This is a genomic window from Mesorhizobium sp. M2A.F.Ca.ET.043.05.1.1 (assembly GCF_003952445.1).
GTDB lineage: Bacteria > Pseudomonadota > Alphaproteobacteria > Rhizobiales > Rhizobiaceae > Mesorhizobium.
On sequence record NZ_CP034446.1, the window covers coordinates 2,842,539 to 2,857,282 of the forward strand.

At 64.1% G+C, this 14,744-nt stretch carries 16 protein-coding genes; 5 read left to right on the forward strand and 11 right to left on the reverse strand.

Features of this window, described 5'->3' with window-relative positions; translation table 11 throughout:
• Position 1: 1 nt before the first annotated feature.
• Positions 2-370 carry an antibiotic biosynthesis monooxygenase family protein gene (locus EJ069_RS14170; protein WP_126061814.1) on the reverse strand — a complete coding sequence of 123 codons (369 nt, stop codon included), beginning with the start codon at positions 368-370 and terminating at the stop codon, positions 2-4.
• 90 nt (positions 371-460) lie between these two features.
• Between EJ069_RS14170 and EJ069_RS14175 the strand changes: the two genes are divergently transcribed.
• Positions 461-946 (forward strand): MarR family winged helix-turn-helix transcriptional regulator, encoded by a 486-nt coding sequence (locus tag EJ069_RS14175; protein WP_126061815.1) that lies wholly within the window; start codon positions 461-463, stop codon positions 944-946.
• 138 nt (positions 947-1,084) lie between these two features.
• On the opposite strand, the gene EJ069_RS14180 is transcribed toward EJ069_RS14175, so the two are convergent.
• Positions 1,085-1,486 (reverse strand): hypothetical protein, encoded by a 402-nt coding sequence (locus tag EJ069_RS14180; RefSeq protein WP_245456560.1) that lies wholly within the window; start codon positions 1,484-1,486, stop codon positions 1,085-1,087.
• A 471-nt stretch (positions 1,487-1,957) separates the two neighbouring features.
• Positions 1,958-3,790, reverse strand: coding sequence for a cellulose synthase catalytic subunit (locus tag EJ069_RS14185; RefSeq protein ID WP_245456664.1), 1,833 nt, complete (start codon positions 3,788-3,790; stop codon positions 1,958-1,960).
• Positions 3,791-4,380: 590 nt separating this feature from the next.
• Between EJ069_RS14185 and EJ069_RS14190 the strand changes: the two genes are divergently transcribed.
• From EJ069_RS14190 to EJ069_RS14200, 3 genes are all read left to right on the forward strand, one after another.
• Positions 4,381-5,298 (forward strand): glycoside hydrolase family 26 protein, encoded by a 918-nt coding sequence (locus EJ069_RS14190; RefSeq protein ID WP_126061818.1) that lies wholly within the window; start codon positions 4,381-4,383, stop codon positions 5,296-5,298.
• 130 nt (positions 5,299-5,428) lie between these two features.
• Positions 5,429-5,929 carry a DUF995 domain-containing protein gene (locus EJ069_RS14195; RefSeq protein WP_126061819.1) on the forward strand — a complete coding sequence of 167 codons (501 nt, stop codon included), beginning with the start codon at positions 5,429-5,431 and terminating at the stop codon, positions 5,927-5,929.
• A 90-nt stretch (positions 5,930-6,019) separates the two neighbouring features.
• Positions 6,020-7,177 (forward strand): hypothetical protein, encoded by a 1,158-nt coding sequence (locus tag EJ069_RS14200; RefSeq protein ID WP_126061820.1) that lies wholly within the window; start codon positions 6,020-6,022, stop codon positions 7,175-7,177.
• Positions 7,178-7,182: 5 nt separating this feature from the next.
• Here the strand turns inward: EJ069_RS14200 and EJ069_RS14205 are convergent, their stop codons facing one another.
• The 8 genes from EJ069_RS14205 to EJ069_RS14240 are packed head-to-tail and all read right to left on the reverse strand — an operon-like array spanning position 7,183 to position 14,015.
• Entirely contained in the window at positions 7,183-7,488 is a 306-nt protein-coding gene (locus tag EJ069_RS14205) for an addiction module antidote protein (protein ID WP_126061821.1), read from the reverse strand.
• Between the two features lie 2 nt (positions 7,489-7,490).
• Positions 7,491-7,778, reverse strand: coding sequence for a type II toxin-antitoxin system RelE/ParE family toxin (locus EJ069_RS14210; RefSeq protein ID WP_042637956.1), 288 nt, complete (start codon positions 7,776-7,778; stop codon positions 7,491-7,493).
• A gap of 52 nt (positions 7,779-7,830) precedes the next feature.
• Positions 7,831-8,826, reverse strand: coding sequence for a Rieske 2Fe-2S domain-containing protein (locus EJ069_RS14215; RefSeq protein WP_126061822.1), 996 nt, complete (start codon positions 8,824-8,826; stop codon positions 7,831-7,833).
• The gene (locus EJ069_RS14220; protein ID WP_126061823.1) at positions 8,823-9,968 is read right to left on the reverse strand and encodes a GNAT family N-acetyltransferase; all 1,146 of its coding nucleotides are present in this window, start codon (positions 9,966-9,968) and stop codon (positions 8,823-8,825) included. Before EJ069_RS14220 ends, EJ069_RS14215 begins: the two co-directional genes overlap by 4 nt.
• A complete protein-coding gene (locus tag EJ069_RS14225) occupies positions 9,965-11,221 on the reverse strand; it encodes a F390 synthetase-related protein (protein WP_126061824.1) in 1,257 nt (418 codons plus the stop codon). The genes EJ069_RS14220 and EJ069_RS14225 overlap by 4 nt, the downstream gene beginning before the upstream one ends.
• A complete protein-coding gene (locus tag EJ069_RS14230; protein WP_126061825.1) occupies positions 11,218-12,042 on the reverse strand; it encodes an MBL fold metallo-hydrolase in 825 nt (274 codons plus the stop codon). Before EJ069_RS14230 ends, EJ069_RS14225 begins: the two co-directional genes overlap by 4 nt.
• Entirely contained in the window at positions 12,039-13,022 is a 984-nt protein-coding gene (locus EJ069_RS14235) for an NAD(P)-dependent oxidoreductase (protein ID WP_126061826.1), read from the reverse strand. Before EJ069_RS14235 ends, EJ069_RS14230 begins: the two co-directional genes overlap by 4 nt.
• 3 nt (positions 13,023-13,025) lie before the next feature.
• A complete protein-coding gene (locus EJ069_RS14240) occupies positions 13,026-14,015 on the reverse strand; it encodes a 3-oxoacyl-[acyl-carrier-protein] synthase III C-terminal domain-containing protein (protein WP_126061827.1) in 990 nt (329 codons plus the stop codon).
• 137 nt (positions 14,016-14,152) lie between these two features.
• Here EJ069_RS14240 and EJ069_RS14245 point away from each other — a divergent pair, with 137 nt between their 5' ends.
• A complete protein-coding gene (locus tag EJ069_RS14245; RefSeq protein ID WP_126061828.1) occupies positions 14,153-14,719 on the forward strand; it encodes a T6SS immunity protein Tdi1 domain-containing protein in 567 nt (188 codons plus the stop codon).
• Positions 14,720-14,744: the final 25 nt, after the last annotated feature.

Sequence of the window (14,744 nt, forward strand, 5' to 3'; positions counted from 1 at the left end):
CTCAGGCTAAACAGATGCCTGGCACGGCGACTTTCTGGAAAAGGTGCGGCGAAGCGACCGACGAGGACGGGTAGGCCGAAACCTTCGCCCTGAACTGCGGATGCATGAATGCCGCGCGGAAAGCGGCGGTCGAATCCCAGATCGCGTAGTTCAGATAGGTCGGGCTGTCGCCGAGCGCACGGTGCAGCTGGGTCGAGATGAAGCCCGGCTGCCGCTTCATGAAGACTGCGTCGTCTTGCCAGACCGCCAGGAAGGCCTGCTCGTCGGCCTTGTCGAGTGTGAAGACATTGACCAGCACGACGGCGTTGGCGTCGAGCGCGACTTGACGGTCGATCGGGAAAGCAGGGTCGAGAGGACGCATATGGATCATCGGGAACTCCCATATATTGGTGCTATGGTGTCAATCTGTTACCATGCATACTTACTGAATTTGACACTATGATGTCAATATGGAAATAGAATGACACAATCGCGCGATATGAAACGGACAGCGGCTGGCAAGGCCTTGAGCGATCTCATCCTCGATCTGTTCAGGTTGAACAGCCGCATCAGTGCAGCCGGCGACAGGCTGGTGGCCGATCTCGGCCTCACCAGTGCCCGTTGGCAGGTTCTTGGAGCTATCGTAGCGGCCGAGCGGCCACAGCCTGTGGCATGGCTGGCGCGCGACCTCGGCGCCAACCGGCAGAACGTGCAGCGCATCGTCAACGACCTGCAGGGCGAGGGACTCATCGCCTTCAAGACCAACCCGCACCATCGGCGGGCGCAGCTCGTGATGCTGACGGACAAGGGCAGCCAGGCTTACGACGCGGCCATGCGCCTTCAGGCACCCTGGATCAACGACCTCGCCGAAGGGCTCGCGGTCGAGGACATCAACACCATGCATGGCGTGATCACGGTGCTGCGACGAAGATTGGAAGGAGCCGCGGATCCGGAGGAGCAGAGCTGACCGCTACGGCTCCGTGGGGGGTGATCCACGAGGTTCGTGGAACTGGCGACGACTGGCGGCCGGAGGCAAGAGGCAGCGCGTGCATCGCACGCTTCCCCTCGCCTCCGGCCCATGCCCCCCGGCGACGGAATGGGCGGGTCAACGCGCCCGACAGGCCGAGCGCTGGCCGAAGCCGCTCGGGCCGCAGATCCACGGCGAATGGCCAAGCAGCGGACCGACGCTGCCCAGCGTATAGGATATCTTGACCGGCGCCGCATCGCGCAGCCGCCGAGGGCGCACGAAAGCCGCGTAGGCTTCTTCCCTGACGCGCGTCACGCTGGTCATGCGCGTCATCGTCTTGCGATTGACCACATGCAGCCGCCTGTTGCTGACGTGGTGCGTCTTCTTGCCGAGCTGCTCCGTCACCGGCTTGACGCTGAGCGAGCCGGTTTTCATCGTATCCATGCTCTGGCAGCCCGACACCATCGAGACCAGTGCGACAGCTGCAAGCGCGACGGCATATCTTCCGCCAACCGCTACCGCGCCTTTCGCGAACTTCATCATTGCCATCCTCTGCCGCAGTATTTCTTGATGGAGCGCGGAGATATTTTCTCCCCGCCTCGCATTCATGCTGCGCAAGCGGCTCACATCCACTCGCATCGCGGCTGAATATTAGAGGAGACTTATTAAAATTCGCGCAAACGACGTTATGAGCGCGGTCTTTCGACATCCGGTCGATGTTTATTAAATTCGATCTTTTGGACGCGCCAGCGAAAGGGACATGCCGGACGACAGGCGCGGGAAGCCAGAGCGTTTCACCGTTTCACCGAAACGGCGAACCGCTCTGCCTGTTTGCTTTGACGCAATTCCGGACCGAACGGCCAGGGCGAAGACGCCGAGCGCAAGCGCTCATACCTTTCCCGAAAATTGCTATGGAGCATGATCCCGAAAAGTGGGAACCGGTTTTCGGAAAAGATCATGCTCCAACAAAGAGTTAGATCAGGATGACGATTCAACGAACCTCATCCTGATCTAGCGCGGCGCTTCCCAACCGGGGTCGAAATAAAACCTGCGCGAGCCGATGTCGCCCATGCCGGCGCCGGAAATCACATAGGCGATCCGGACCACGCGAAAGCCGCCGGCCCCCTGCTGCAGCCCGTAGAGACCCTCGAGCCCGCGATCGTAGAAACCAGCAAGCGGGACACCGAGCGCGATCAGCGCGAGGGAAGCATGCAGGGCGAATTTCGCTGCGTTGGCGCACAGCGATATCCGGTTCTCACGAACATGCCTGGCGATGATCACAGTGACCAGCAGGCCATAGAGGAAGGCGTTGAAAGCGGCGAACCAGTAGAAGCCGGTGGCGTCGAAAGGATGTTTGACCAGCAGCACCGGCAGGGCCGCGCCAATCGCCAGCACGACATAGGGCGCGAAGGCGCGCGCAGGCAGAAGTTGCTTCGGGCCGCTGCCCTTCGGCGTGACGCGGAAGTCGACGAAGGATTTCGTCACACAGTCGCGCACGGCCGACAACGTGCCCCAGAGCACCCAGGGCCAGCGGGCGAAGAACAGGAACAGCGTGCCTTCCCAACTCAGCGTCTTTGCCGTCGTCGGCCGCGACAGGCCGAAGGCCTTGAGCATGATCACCAGCCCGACCAGCGCCACCGAATTCGGCGCATAGTAGAGGACGAATTCGGCAAACATGACGTCGGCGAAGTTGCGTCCGGTGGCCAGCGCATAGATCGGCATCACATACATCATCAGCGCAAAGACCGCGAACAGCGGGTACCAGAGCTGGCAGAACAGGAATTGGAACTTCAGCCGTGGTGTCAGCTTGCCGAAATATTTCGGCGTGTATTCGAGCAGGATCGTCACCAGGCTGCGCGACCACTGGAATTCCTGGGTGACGAGATCGGCGAAGGTCTGGGGGCCATCGCCATTGGCGATGGCGTCGATGGCATGCACGCCGCGCCAGCCGGCGGCGTTGATCAGCATCGAGGTGGAATGATCCTCGGCCAGTTCCGGACCAAGGCCGCCTGCCTCGCGCAACGCCCGCGTCCTGACGGCGTAGTGCGAACCGATGCAGAGCGGCGCGCCGCCGCCTGTGTGGCCGGACTGCAAGGGACCGTGGAACATGCCTTCCGGGAAAAGCCGGCCACGAGCCGCCCAGCTTTCGTCGGCATTGTTGTCGCAGATGCTGGGCGCCGAGACATAGCCGACGCCGGGATCGGCAAACGGATAGAGGATTTCCCTCAAATAGGTCGGCGTCGGCACGTGATCGGCGTCCATCTGGGCGACGAAGTCGTAGCGCTCGTAACCGTAGTGGTCGTAAAAGAAGGCTAGATTGCCTTCCTTGCAGCGGGTCCGGCGCGGCCAGGTCTTGCGGTGATAGTCCTTGCGGCCGCGCCTGGTCGAAATCAGCACGCCATGCGCGTCGCACCAGTGAACCGTCGCCTCGGTCGGATCCTCGTCGGCAAGCCAGGTGTCATGCGGATAGTCTTGCGCCAGCATCGCTTCCAATGTGCGCTGGACCACGGCAAAGGGTTCGGACGGCGCCTTGGTGACCACCATGGCGACGCGCGAGCGCTTCGGGATCGCGTGCAGCTTCGACGACTTCCTCGAGGCATGGACGTTGAGCAGGAAATACATCGGCATCAAGGTCAGCCAGGCCAGCACGATTGTGGCGAAGGCAAATGGCCCGACGTGATCGATATGCTCGGGCCGCAACCACCAGGACCAGAAGAAGACCAGCGTGAGGAACCAGAAAGCGAGGCCAAGCCGCAGGATCAATTGCTGGGGCGGCGTGAGCACCGGCACGAGATAGGGGCCCTTGGGGCCGTGGCCGGTCGAAACCCCGCCAGGCTTGCCCATTGGCGTCGTTTTGCCGCCGACAATGTCGGCATCCCCAGATACGCCCATGCTACCCACGCCCTACCCGCCCGGCTAAGCCGGTCGAACGCATTCATCCCCGCTATAGAATCGGCTTAAGCTAATGCAGAGTCAACAAAATTAGGCTTTCGTTAACCAAGCTTGTTGGGAGCTGGTTAACCAACCATGGCCATCGCCACCCCAGCCGTCCGGGCGCGGCCGCAACGCTGGCTGGTGTGAAACGCTCGGGGCCGGCGCGAGCCTTCCTTCCGTTAACCATACCGGTGGCTATAAGGTTAAGTAACGGTTAATTGCGCTTGACTCTCGCCGAGTATAGGCTCTTATATAAGAGAGGGTTAATATCATAATGTTGACGCGAATTTGTGAGTATCGCGGCGACCTTATCTCCGGGTTTCAGGTAGAGGATCTCGAGAGATAACCTCGGTGGACGGCGCTCGGCAAACACGACCGTCCCCATCGCTCAGGAAACCCACGATTCACGTTGGCAGACGCTAGGGTTGCGCACCGGTCCATGCCGGCACGCAGCGGCGAGTTCCGATGTCCGTCGGACGTCGGAGCCATGGGAGGCAAGTATGAATTACTCCACAGCAACTGCATTCGTGTCGGCACTGATTATCGGCGGCGGCCTTGCGTTCCCGGCTTCGGCGGGATCGCAGACGGGAACGGATCCGATCAAGACGAGTTCGGCCGCGTCGGCCTTCGGCTCCTACGATCCTTATGGCGATTTCAGCAATGACAAGTCGGCCAGCATCGAGGAACTGTTCCTGCCTTGGGAAGACGTAGACCTGTCGACACTGCCGCTGGCGGACGCCTATGCGCAGCAGCGCGGCCGCTCGCTGCTGATCACCATCGAGCCTTGGACATGGTCGAAGGACTGGCGCATCACGCCGCCCGAGCTGAAGAATGGCATATTGAGCGGCAAATACGACGCCAACATGCAGGCGATCTGCAATCTGGTCGGACAGATGAAGAGCCAGGTCACCATCCGCTGGGCGCAGGAAATGGAAGACACCAATGGCCGCTTCACCTGGGCCAACTGGGCGCCAAAAGACTGGATCGCCGCCTACAAGCGCGAGGTGGACGTCTGCCGCAAGGCCGCGCCGGCGGCAAAATACATGTGGTCGCCAAAGGGTGTCGAAGGCCTGGAGAAATATTATCCCGGCGACGACTATGTCGACGTCATCGGCCTGTCGGTATTCGGCCTGCAGAAGAAGGACAATGACGAGGTCGGCCGCGACCGGACGTTCGAAGAGTCGCTGAAGCCCGGTTACGACCGCGTGGCCGGCTTCAACAAGCCGGTCATCGTGGCTGAGCTCGGCTATGTCGGCAAGCAGGACTATGTCTCGAAATGGGCGGATGATTCCCGCAAGTCCTATGCGGAGTTTCCGGCCCTCACCTCGGTCGTCTACTTCAACCAGAAGGAAGTCTGGCCGTGGCTGGGCGGCTACGGCCTGCCCGACTGGCGTGTGACCCAGCACGTCTTGCCATAAGGGACGTGACCATGCCCGCCCCGGCCAGACCGGGACGGGCTCCGGCTATATGTGTCAAAGTGGGGGTTGCCGCCGGGCTGGCTCGGCGGCGGGTGAAGCGTATGCGTAAATCAGTGGGCGGAGTAAAATCGTGAAAAGCGCAGTGGGGAAGTTTGTCGGAGCGGCGCTCGCCTGCTCCGTTTTTGTTATCGGCCTGCAGGACACCGCAATCGCCAAGGCCGCGAACAGGATCGGCGACAAGGCGGCGAAGGCCACCGCCGTCTCCGACGAAGGCATCTATCAGCTCTACAAAAACCGTACCTGGCGTTGGGGCAACCATGGTGCCGCTTTTTTTGCGGTTGGCAAGCGGCAGTTTACGGCCTGGTCCACTGAGGACAAGCCGAGCTACGGCGAGGGTATCTGGTTCATGCCCGGCGGCGGCAAACTGTGTTTCCGGGCTACCTGGCGCGGTTCATGGGGCGCCAAGACCTCCTTGAGCTGCTTCGAGCATCGCCAGGCCGGCAAGGTGATCTACCAGCGCAAATCTCCAAGCGGAGACTGGTACGAGTTCAGGGACCGCCGCGGCAAATCGGACCTGCGCAATGGCGACTATGCCAGCAAGAAGGTGAAACGCTTCAAGGCGAAGCTGTAGTCGCGGACGCAGCTCGACGTGAAGTAGCGCGATTGCCAAGCACGGCGATTTCGCGCAACGGTCGTCGCGGCTGAAACGACCGCGTGACCGATGCCGGGGGCTGACGGAACCATCCTGATAACCGGCGCGCGCGCGCCGGCGGCGCTGCATCTGGCGCGCCTTGTCCACGGCGCGGGGCGCAGGGTGATCCTGGCCGACACGCCGGCGCGGCCGATCGCGGCGGCGAGCAAGGCCTGCGCGCGCTATCACCGCCTGCCGCCACCGCGCTTCGAACCGCAAGCCTATGCGAATGCGGTGGAAGCGCTGATAAGGGCTGAAGGCGTCGAACTGGTCATCCCGACCTGCGAGGAGATCTTTCACCTTGCGCTGGCCTGGCGCGGCAGGACCATGCCGGGAAAATTGTTCGCCCACGACATCGGGTTGCTGGCGCAGGTCCATAACAAGCACAGCTTCATCCGGCTTGCCGAACAGCTCGGCCTGGCGGTGCCGCAGACGACGCTTCTCAATTCCCGCGACGATCTGGAGTCGGTGCGCGGCCACTCGCGCGACCTGGTGTTCAAGCCGGTCTGGTCGCGCTTCGCCAGCCATGTCCTGCTGCGGCCGACACCGGATTTCCTCGATGCGATCGCGCCCTCGCCCGCCATGCCCTGGGTGGCGCAGCGTTTCGTCGAGGGCGAAGAGATCAGCGCCTATGCGGTGGCGCGCAAGGGACGGCTCAAGGCGCTGGCGCTCTACCGTTCTCCCTATCGCGCCGGCAAGGGCGCCGGCATCTTCTTCGAGCGGGTCGAGGACGAGGCTGCATGCGATCTGGTCCAGCGCATCGTCGCGGGCACGACCTGGACCGGGCAGATTTCCTTCGACCTGATGCGCGAGCCGGACGGCCGCGTGCTGCCGCTCGAATGCAATCCGCGGGCGGTCAGCGGCCTGCATTTCTTCCGCGATCCGGCGCGGTTTGCCGCTGCTGTGCTCGGCGACGGTCCGGAAGTCAGGCCGGACGCCACAGTGCCGCAAACGGTGCGCCTCGCGATGTGGATCTATGGATTGCCGGTGGCGCTTCGTTCAGGCGGGCTCGCCCGTTTCCGCAAGGCGATGCGCGAGGGCCAGGAACTGCTCGATTGGCCGGGCGATTCAGCCCCGGTCAGGGCGCAATGGCCGGCGCTGGCGGAGATCGCCGGGATCGCGTGGCGTGAGCGGATCAGCCTGCAGGCGGCGTCGACGCGGGATATCGAGTGGAACGGGCCAGTTTGATATGCTCATGCCCCGAGCGAGCCAGGGCCGATAGGTTTCACGTCAAGTTGCAGACCAAGTGCCTTGGTGACACCCAGCAGTGTGCTGAGGCGCGGATCACCCTTCTCGCTCAATGCCTTGTAGAGCGCCTCCCGCGTGACACCGGCGTTCTTAGCCACGGCCGTCATGCCTATGGAGCGCGCTACGTCGCCCAACGCATGCGTTATGAGCGCAGGATCACCATCCTCGAAAGCGGCCTCGATGTAGGCCAAGCGATCCTCCGGGGTTTTCAGGTAATCGAGAATGTCGAAGCGGGTGGTTTCGAGAGGCATCGTCATATCTCCTTTGCCATTTGTTTCGCCTTGGCGATGTCGCGCCTTTGGCTGGACTTGTCGCCGCCACAGAGCAGGATGATCACGGCGTTTCCGATCTTCACAAAGTAGAGCCGGTAGCCTGGGCCATGGTCGATCCGAAGTTCGCCGATGCCATCGAAATATTTGACATCACCAATGTTGCCGATTTCGACCCGACGAATGCGGGCAGCGATGCGCAGGCGAGCCGCAGCATCGCGAAGTCCGTCCAGCCAGTTGGCGAAATCGGCTGTCTGCCGGACCTCGATCATCTGTGAACTATAATTCACACAGACGCTCAGATCAAGATGCGTGAACTTCAGTTCACAGCTCGATCTCGTGCACCCTGGCCTCGCTCGCTGCTCCCGGCATCCTGCCTTCCATGATCGCCGCTATGTCGCGGCGCAGGAAATCGAGCGGGCCGATGACCGGCAGAGCCAGTGGCGCGAAACGGGCATTGTCGCTTGCCGATTTCAACACCCGGCGGTCCTGGTGCAGCGCGACGGTGAAGAGCGGCTTGAAGGCCAGCGCTTTCAGCTCGCCGAGCAAGCCCTGGCGCCGGCCGATCAGCCAGCCGACGCCTTCGACGATGCGCTCATCGGCCTGGCGGAGGTGGAATGTGGTGGCCAGAACCAGCCCGTCCTTGCCCCAATATTCGAGCTCGGCGATGCCGGGATGGCGGAAGCGGCCGATGGTCTTGGCGCGCTCGCCTTCCAGCAGCCGGCTGATCAGGCCCTGCTGGCGGTCCTCGCCGGTGTAGCTAGCCTCGACCCAGCCCTCGCCGCCCGTCACCTCGACCCGCACCAGATGGCGTTTCGAGGTGAGGCCGCGCAGCAGGCCCTTATGGGTGAAGTGGGTGTGGGTGGCATCGAGGATGTTTTCCGCCGCATCGACGACCGTCGACTGCGTCGACGAGCGCACCCGCCGCAGGATGATATCCTTGCCTTGCATGCAATGCAGGTAAGGCTCGTCCTTGGGCGTGCCGGACGAGATGAAGACCACCCCGTCGCGCTCGATCGCGGCGAAGCGGCGGACCCGGTAATGCGGCAAGGCGCCGACATGGCCGGGAATCGCCGTGCAGCGTCCCTCGCCGTCATAACGCCAGCCGTGATAGGGACATTCGATCTCGCCGCCGACCACCTTGCCGGTCGACAGCTCGACCAGCCGGTGCGGGCAGCGGTCGAACAACGCGGCGACACCTTGCGTCGAGCGGAACAGCACCAGGGGCTCGCCGTCGAAAAGGATACGCTTCGGCCGCTTGCCGATATCGGCGGACAGCGCCACCGCCTGCCAATAGGCTTCCCGCCGGCCCTCACTCACAGTTCGAACCTCCTGAGCAGGGGAATGCCGATCAGCGCCAGCACCGTCTCCATGAGACGGATCACCACGCGCCGGCGAAGCGGGAGATGCCCGGCATAGACGGCGTTGTATTCGATCGCCGCGACCGCGCCGCGCCGGCGTTTGAAACCTACGGCGCCCGCGCTCATGTTGAAGAACAGGCCGCGCGACGTGGCGTGGTCCTGCGCCACCGCCATCATCATGCGGTAGAGCCCGTCGGCCACCGGCAGACTGGTGTCGTAGCCGACGATCGGCTGGGTCAACGTGCGGCCGTTTTCGAACAGGCCGGTGACGGCGACCAGCTCGCCGCCGGGCCGGCGCAATCCCGCCAGGCTGATGATGCCGCGCCGGTGCATCTCGGCGATGTAGCGGGCGGTGTAGTGCGGATTGAGCGGCGTGTATTTGTCGAGATAGAGCATATCGTAGAGCTGCTCGGCGCGGGCATAGTCAGCCTCGCTGAAATCGCCGTTTCCGACCCGCTCGAACGGTGTCGCGCACAGGCGGGCGCGATCGCGCTTCATGTCGCGCGTCATGGCGGGCGCGGCGCTGCGGTCGGCGAAGACGTAGATCTGGCGCGCCGCCAGCACGCGGAACCCCTCGGCCTTCAAGGCGGCAATCGTCGCCGGATCGGCGATATCGTTCAACGAACGGATGACGATGGCGCGATCGGGGAAACGCGCGGTCAAGGCCGAGCGCAGCGACGCGACTGTCGGCCGGTCGAGCAGCGGCACCGGATTGGTCGAATAGAGCCAGTTGTTGACCTGCGCCTGATGGTCGAGGCCGCTTGCCCTGACCAGGGGCGCGCAGGCCCTGATCAACGCGTTGAGCGCGCGCCGCAACAGCGGGTGGGCGGCGAAGTTGCGCGTCTCGTCGATAGCGTAGTCGATATAGGCGCTGGCCGGGCAGCAGATATAGCAGTTGGGCGCATCATCGGCGTCGTTCAGCGTCAGCGGAAAAACGCGGCCGGCAATTTCGAAGGTCTCCACCTTCGTCTTGAGGTTGGCGATGAGATCGCGCACCGGCACTTCGCTGAAGAGGCTTACGAAAGCCGCGACCTTCGCCGGCTTGTTCTCGACGCGGTCGGCCTGCTGCACGGGCCTTTCCATCGTCGCCGCGCCGCTCATCGCGCCGGCTCCAGGCGGCATTCGACGCGGCGCAGCTTGCGGCCTGTTTCCAACGGCAGCGGCGCGCGGACGAGCGTCACGGTGGCGGCGGCCTTTCGCATTTCCAGGAGCGCGCGAACCGCCTGATGCGCGGCCACCGCCGCATCGTCCGGGAGCGTCGGCGGAAGCCTGAGCTCGATGCTCTCCGGCCCGGTCTGGACAAGGCGGAAATCGTCGATGCGGCGGTCGGCTTTCAGCACCGCGTTGCGCAGCACATCGGGCGTGACCAGGATCGGGCCGTCCGGCGACGTGAATCGGAAAACATCGTCCATCCGGCCGACGATTTCGTCGACGCAGCGCAACGGCGAACCACACCGACAAGGTTCTTTGGACAAGCGCAACAGGTCGTTCATCCTGTAGCGCGCCATGATCTGGGTTTGACGGCGAAATGCTGTCACCAGCGGCGTCACCAGCCCCTCGCCCGCCGGCTCGAATTCGAAGAAGACGGAGTCTTCGGCAAGATGCAGGCCGCGCTGTCTGCAGGTCACCGCGAACAGGCCTTCCGTCGCCATATAGATCTGATCGAGCGGCAGCCGGAAGAAATTCTCGATAACCGGACGGTCGACCGGATCGAGCGTCTCGGCGGCGGAAAAAACGCGCTTGGGCCGGAGCTGGAAGTTCTCGGACGCAAAATGCCGCAGGATCTTTGGCGGCGCGATGATGACTGTTGGGTCGAAGGCTTCGAGCGCGGCGCGCCAGCTTTCCGGCCCCAAGGTCAGATCGAAGAATGCAAGCTTGATCAGGCGCGATTTGCGGGCGCTGTCGTAAAGCCCGGTGTTCTGCGGCAGGATGACGGCGACGCGCATGCCGCGCCAGACAAGATCGGGCGCCGCCTTGGCGAGGATCGTTCCCAGCCAGCGGTATTTCTCCGCTTCCGAAATCACGAACAGGCCGCGATTGCCGGAGGTGCCGGTGCTGGCGCCGACCGTCAGCGCGCCTGCGCGTCCGTCGCGCGCCAGGGCCGCCCAGGCTGGCGCGGCGGTGAGGCCGTGGATGTTGAACTCGTCGAAGCGCGCCATCAGCAGCGCCTTGTCGGTCACCGGCAGGTCGGTGAGGCAGGCCGGCGCCTTGCCATAAAAGGGAGCGCGCGGCAGGTCGCGGTCGAGGAAGCGGCGCAAGGCGCCTGCCTGCCAGCGCTCGAAATCCGCGCGGCTCTTGCGCGCCACCCAGCGCGTCAGAGCGAAAGATCCTACCGCTTCGGCCAGCCGGCTCATGCAATCTCCGGCGCGAGGTCATAAGGCGTCGGCGCGGGATCATGGCAGAGCATCACCTCGCCGCCCGTGCTGAGGAAGCGGCGCAGCATGGCGCTGGTCGGCTCGATGGCCGCCGCATCCTCGGCGATCAGGGTGGCCGGGAAACCCGGCGTGCGGCTCTCGATCAAAGCGGCGAGCAGCCATTGCACGTCGACGGCGTAGAGCAGCGGTCGCTCGAGGCGATTGAACAACAGGCCGAACTGGCCATCGGCGTGGCCTGGAAGATCGACAGCGATCACGCTGCCGTCGCCGAAGAGATCCGTGCCGCCCGGCATGTCGCCGCGAGGCTCGATGCGCAGCTTGCCGGATAGTCCGTCGAGCCGCGACTCGAAGTCGGCGGGAAACAATTCGATGAAGACGCCATGGCGCAAATTCTGGCGCGGCGTGCGCGCCTTGACCCGCGCCCAGGCGGTGTCGCTGGCGATGAAACGCGCGTTGCGGAACAGCGACAGGCCGGAAATGTGGTCGGCATGGAAATGGGTGACGATGACTGTGCGGATATCGTCAGGCGACAGGCCGAAACGGCGCAGCACCGACAGAACCTGCTCGTCGGCATTGAGCTGAGGTTTCAGCAGCGCGCCGTAGAGCCGAAGCATCCGGCCGCGCCGCTCGCCGCTCAGCGCGTCCGGCGTGTAGCCGGTGTCGACCAGCACCGGTCCGGCGGCGGGGTGAAAGAACAGCCCGTAGCGGACACGCAGCCTGACGCTTTGCCAGGTGCCGCCGCGCAGGATCAGCCGCTCGGCGGCGTTGACCCAGGCGCTGTTGGCGAAGACGAGCTTCATGGCCTGGCCCCGCCGGCAAAGGTGCGGTCGAGCCCTTGTTCGAACGAGATTTTCGGCGCCCAGCCGAGAACGCGTTTCGCCTTGGAAAGATCGAGGCTTTGCGCGTAGGCGAAGAGACCAAGCCCGTAGCGGGTGACCGGCGGCTCGGGCCAGCCGGGCAACCGCAGCGCCACCGCTTCCATCAAGCCCGCCGCCAGCATCGCCGGCGCGAGCGGCATCGGCCGCCAGCGCGCGTGCAAGCCGGCGCGGATGCAGGCCGCGTCGGCGATGCGGCGGACCGGCAGCATCTCGCCGCCGGAGATGTTGAAGATCCGACCCTCGGCTTCGCCAGGTGCGGCGAGCGCCGCCATCACCGCATCGACGACATCGTCGACATAAGTGAGGTCGATGGCCGCCCGGCCGTCGCGAAACAGCGGCAGCGGCCGGCTTTTCGCCGCCTTGATCAGGCGCGGCAGCAGCGCCCGATCGCCCTTGCCGTAGATGCCGCGCGGCCGCAGCACCATAGGATGAACATCGGGCTGGCCGAGCACGATCTTTTCGGCCTCGCGCTTGGTGCGGGCATAGTGATTGACCGGCTCCGGCAAGGCCGCGTCCTCGGCAAGGCCAAGCTGGTCTCGGAAGGCGAAGCAGACGGACGGGCTGGAGATGTGGACGAAACGGCTGACGCCTTGCCGCCTGGCGAAATTGACAAGGTTCCGTGTTGCCGTGACATTGGCCGCCTCGAAGTCCGCGAGGCGTCCGAAGGGCGACGAAAGCGCCGCGCAGTGGATGATCCGTTCGACCCTGCCCAGCCTGGGGTCGAGGGTGGCATCGAACGGCTGCGCGAGATCGTGACGGATGATGCGATGGCCGGCCGCTTCGAGAGCGGCGCAGCGCGTTTCATCGCGGCCGAGCCCGAGCGCCAGCGTGCCGGAAGCGGCCAGCCGCTCGAGCACATGGGAGCCCAGGAACCCGCTGGCGCCGGTGACGAGGACGGCCATCGCTCAGACCTCCAGCGCCATGCCGCCGAGGGAGACGCCGGCGGAAGTACCGAGGAAGAGCAGCTTCATGCCCGCCGCCACCCGCCCCTCACGGCGCGCGACGTCGAGCGCGAAGGGCATGGAGGCGGCGATCTGGTTGCCGAAGCGGGCGGAGATGTCGACCAGCTTTTGCGGCGCAAAGCCGGTCTGGCGCGCCATATGCGCAAGCGCGAAGGGGCTCGCCTGATGCGGCACGACGAGATCGACGTCCTCCCGCTGCCAGCCCGCCCGCTCGAGCAGGATGTCGACGAAGCTGTTGAAGTGCCGCGAGGTCAGCCGGAACAGCTCCTTGCCATCCATGTGGAACAGGCTGTGCGCGGCGAACGCTTCCTGCTCCTTGCGGAAATCGAAGCGCGTGCCGCCCGAACCGATGCCGCAAGCTTCCCAGCCCGATGGATAAGTGCGCATCAGGCTCGCCGCGACCTTGCCCTCGCCCGGCCTGGCCTTGCGCAGCACGGCCGCCGCAGCGCCGTCGCCGAAAAGTGCTGCGATCTCCGGCGCGTCCTGCCACGGCAGCGCGCGCGAAGCGACTTCGGACGAGAAGACCAGGGCCGTCTCGCATTGCCCCGCTTCGATCATGCGGCCGGCAGTCTCAAAGGCGGTGAGGAAGCCGAGGCAGGTGCTGTTGACGTCGAAGGCGGCGGCCGAGCCGTCCGCCAGCCCGAGGCGCTGCATGACCAAAGGCGCGGTCGCCGGCAGCGGCTGGTAAGGCACGCCGCAGCCGCCGATGATCAGATCCAGGGCACCGGGCTCTAGGCCGGCATCCTCAAGCGCGAGCGATGCCGCGGCGCAAGCGAGATCGATCTGTGATTCGGCCTGGCAGACATAGCGCTCGATGACGCCGGTGACGGTTTCCAGCGTGCCCTGGCCAAGGCCGAGCCGCTCCTCCAGCGCGCGCGTCGTCACCCGCTCAGCCGGTACCGTCCTTCCGGTTCCGACGACCTTTATCCGCATTCACCCCTCGTCGCATGAGCTTGGCTCTATCTAGCGCAAAAACTGGCGTGGGGCGACGGCCATCACCGGCGAGTCGGTGACGACGTTTGATCGCCGATCATTCTGCGATAAGTGTGTGATGTTGCAGGGGGTGGGGTATGGCTAATTCTTTTTCTCGCTTTATTTCTTCTGTCTTCGGGAATTCTGTTTCGAAGCCGAATGCACAAGCTGCCGGAAGCCCATGGCCGGACGGTCTCCAGTATCTATTTATCGAGCCATCCAAGAAGGATGTCTGGGAAGCGCTGGACGGCTGGAAGTGGATTGGGCTTGATGGCCTGGAGCCCACCGCAGTCTCTGTATTCGGCGACATTTTCTTCCGGGCTCCCGATGGTTCCGTCAAATTGCTGGACATGATCGGGGGCCGATTGACCCACGTGTCGAAAACGTGGCCGGCGCTTATAGCCCAGCTCGCCGATCCTGGTCGTCGCGACGAACTGTTGCTGGCTGGCTTAGCGGCGGCGGCACGAAAGAAGGCATTGGTCCTGGCGGACGGCGAATGTTACGACTTCGAAACGCCACCCGTACTCGGTGGCGAAATGTCCGCTAAGCAAATCGAAAAGACTCTCTTCGTGGTCAAAGTGCACATGGCCGGCCAAATTCACCGGCAAGTAAAAGACCTCCCGCACGGTACGAAGATCAACAAAGTGACGATCGGCGATCGCTAATCGTCACCTATGGTCCCGGCACGAA

Bases quoted from the DNA above. Each gene is read 5' to 3' on its own strand.
- EJ069_RS14170 (WP_126061814.1), bottom strand. From the start codon at position 370: ATGATCCATATGCGTCCTCTCGACCCTGCTTTCCCGATCGACCGTCAA.
- EJ069_RS14175 (WP_126061815.1), top strand. From the start codon at position 461: ATGACACAATCGCGCGATATGAAACGGACAGCGGCTGGCAAGGCCTTG.
- EJ069_RS14180 (WP_245456560.1), bottom strand. From the start codon at position 1,486: ATGAAGTTCGCGAAAGGCGCGGTAGCGGTTGGCGGAAGATATGCCGTC.
- EJ069_RS14185 (WP_245456664.1), bottom strand. From the start codon at position 3,790: ATGGGCAAGCCTGGCGGGGTTTCGACCGGCCACGGCCCCAAGGGCCCC.
- EJ069_RS14190 (WP_126061818.1), top strand. From the start codon at position 4,381: ATGAATTACTCCACAGCAACTGCATTCGTGTCGGCACTGATTATCGGC.
- EJ069_RS14200 (WP_126061820.1), top strand. From the start codon at position 6,020: ATGCCGGGGGCTGACGGAACCATCCTGATAACCGGCGCGCGCGCGCCG.
- EJ069_RS14205 (WP_126061821.1), bottom strand. From the start codon at position 7,488: ATGCCTCTCGAAACCACCCGCTTCGACATTCTCGATTACCTGAAAACC.
- EJ069_RS14210 (WP_042637956.1), bottom strand. From the start codon at position 7,778: ATGATCGAGGTCCGGCAGACAGCCGATTTCGCCAACTGGCTGGACGGA.
- EJ069_RS14220 (WP_126061823.1), bottom strand. From the start codon at position 9,968: ATGAGCGGCGCGGCGACGATGGAAAGGCCCGTGCAGCAGGCCGACCGC.
- EJ069_RS14225 (WP_126061824.1), bottom strand. From the start codon at position 11,221: ATGAGCCGGCTGGCCGAAGCGGTAGGATCTTTCGCTCTGACGCGCTGG.
- EJ069_RS14230 (WP_126061825.1), bottom strand. From the start codon at position 12,042: ATGAAGCTCGTCTTCGCCAACAGCGCCTGGGTCAACGCCGCCGAGCGG.
- EJ069_RS14235 (WP_126061826.1), bottom strand. From the start codon at position 13,022: ATGGCCGTCCTCGTCACCGGCGCCAGCGGGTTCCTGGGCTCCCATGTG.
- EJ069_RS14240 (WP_126061827.1), bottom strand. From the start codon at position 14,015: ATGCGGATAAAGGTCGTCGGAACCGGAAGGACGGTACCGGCTGAGCGG.
- EJ069_RS14245 (WP_126061828.1), top strand. From the start codon at position 14,153: ATGGCTAATTCTTTTTCTCGCTTTATTTCTTCTGTCTTCGGGAATTCT.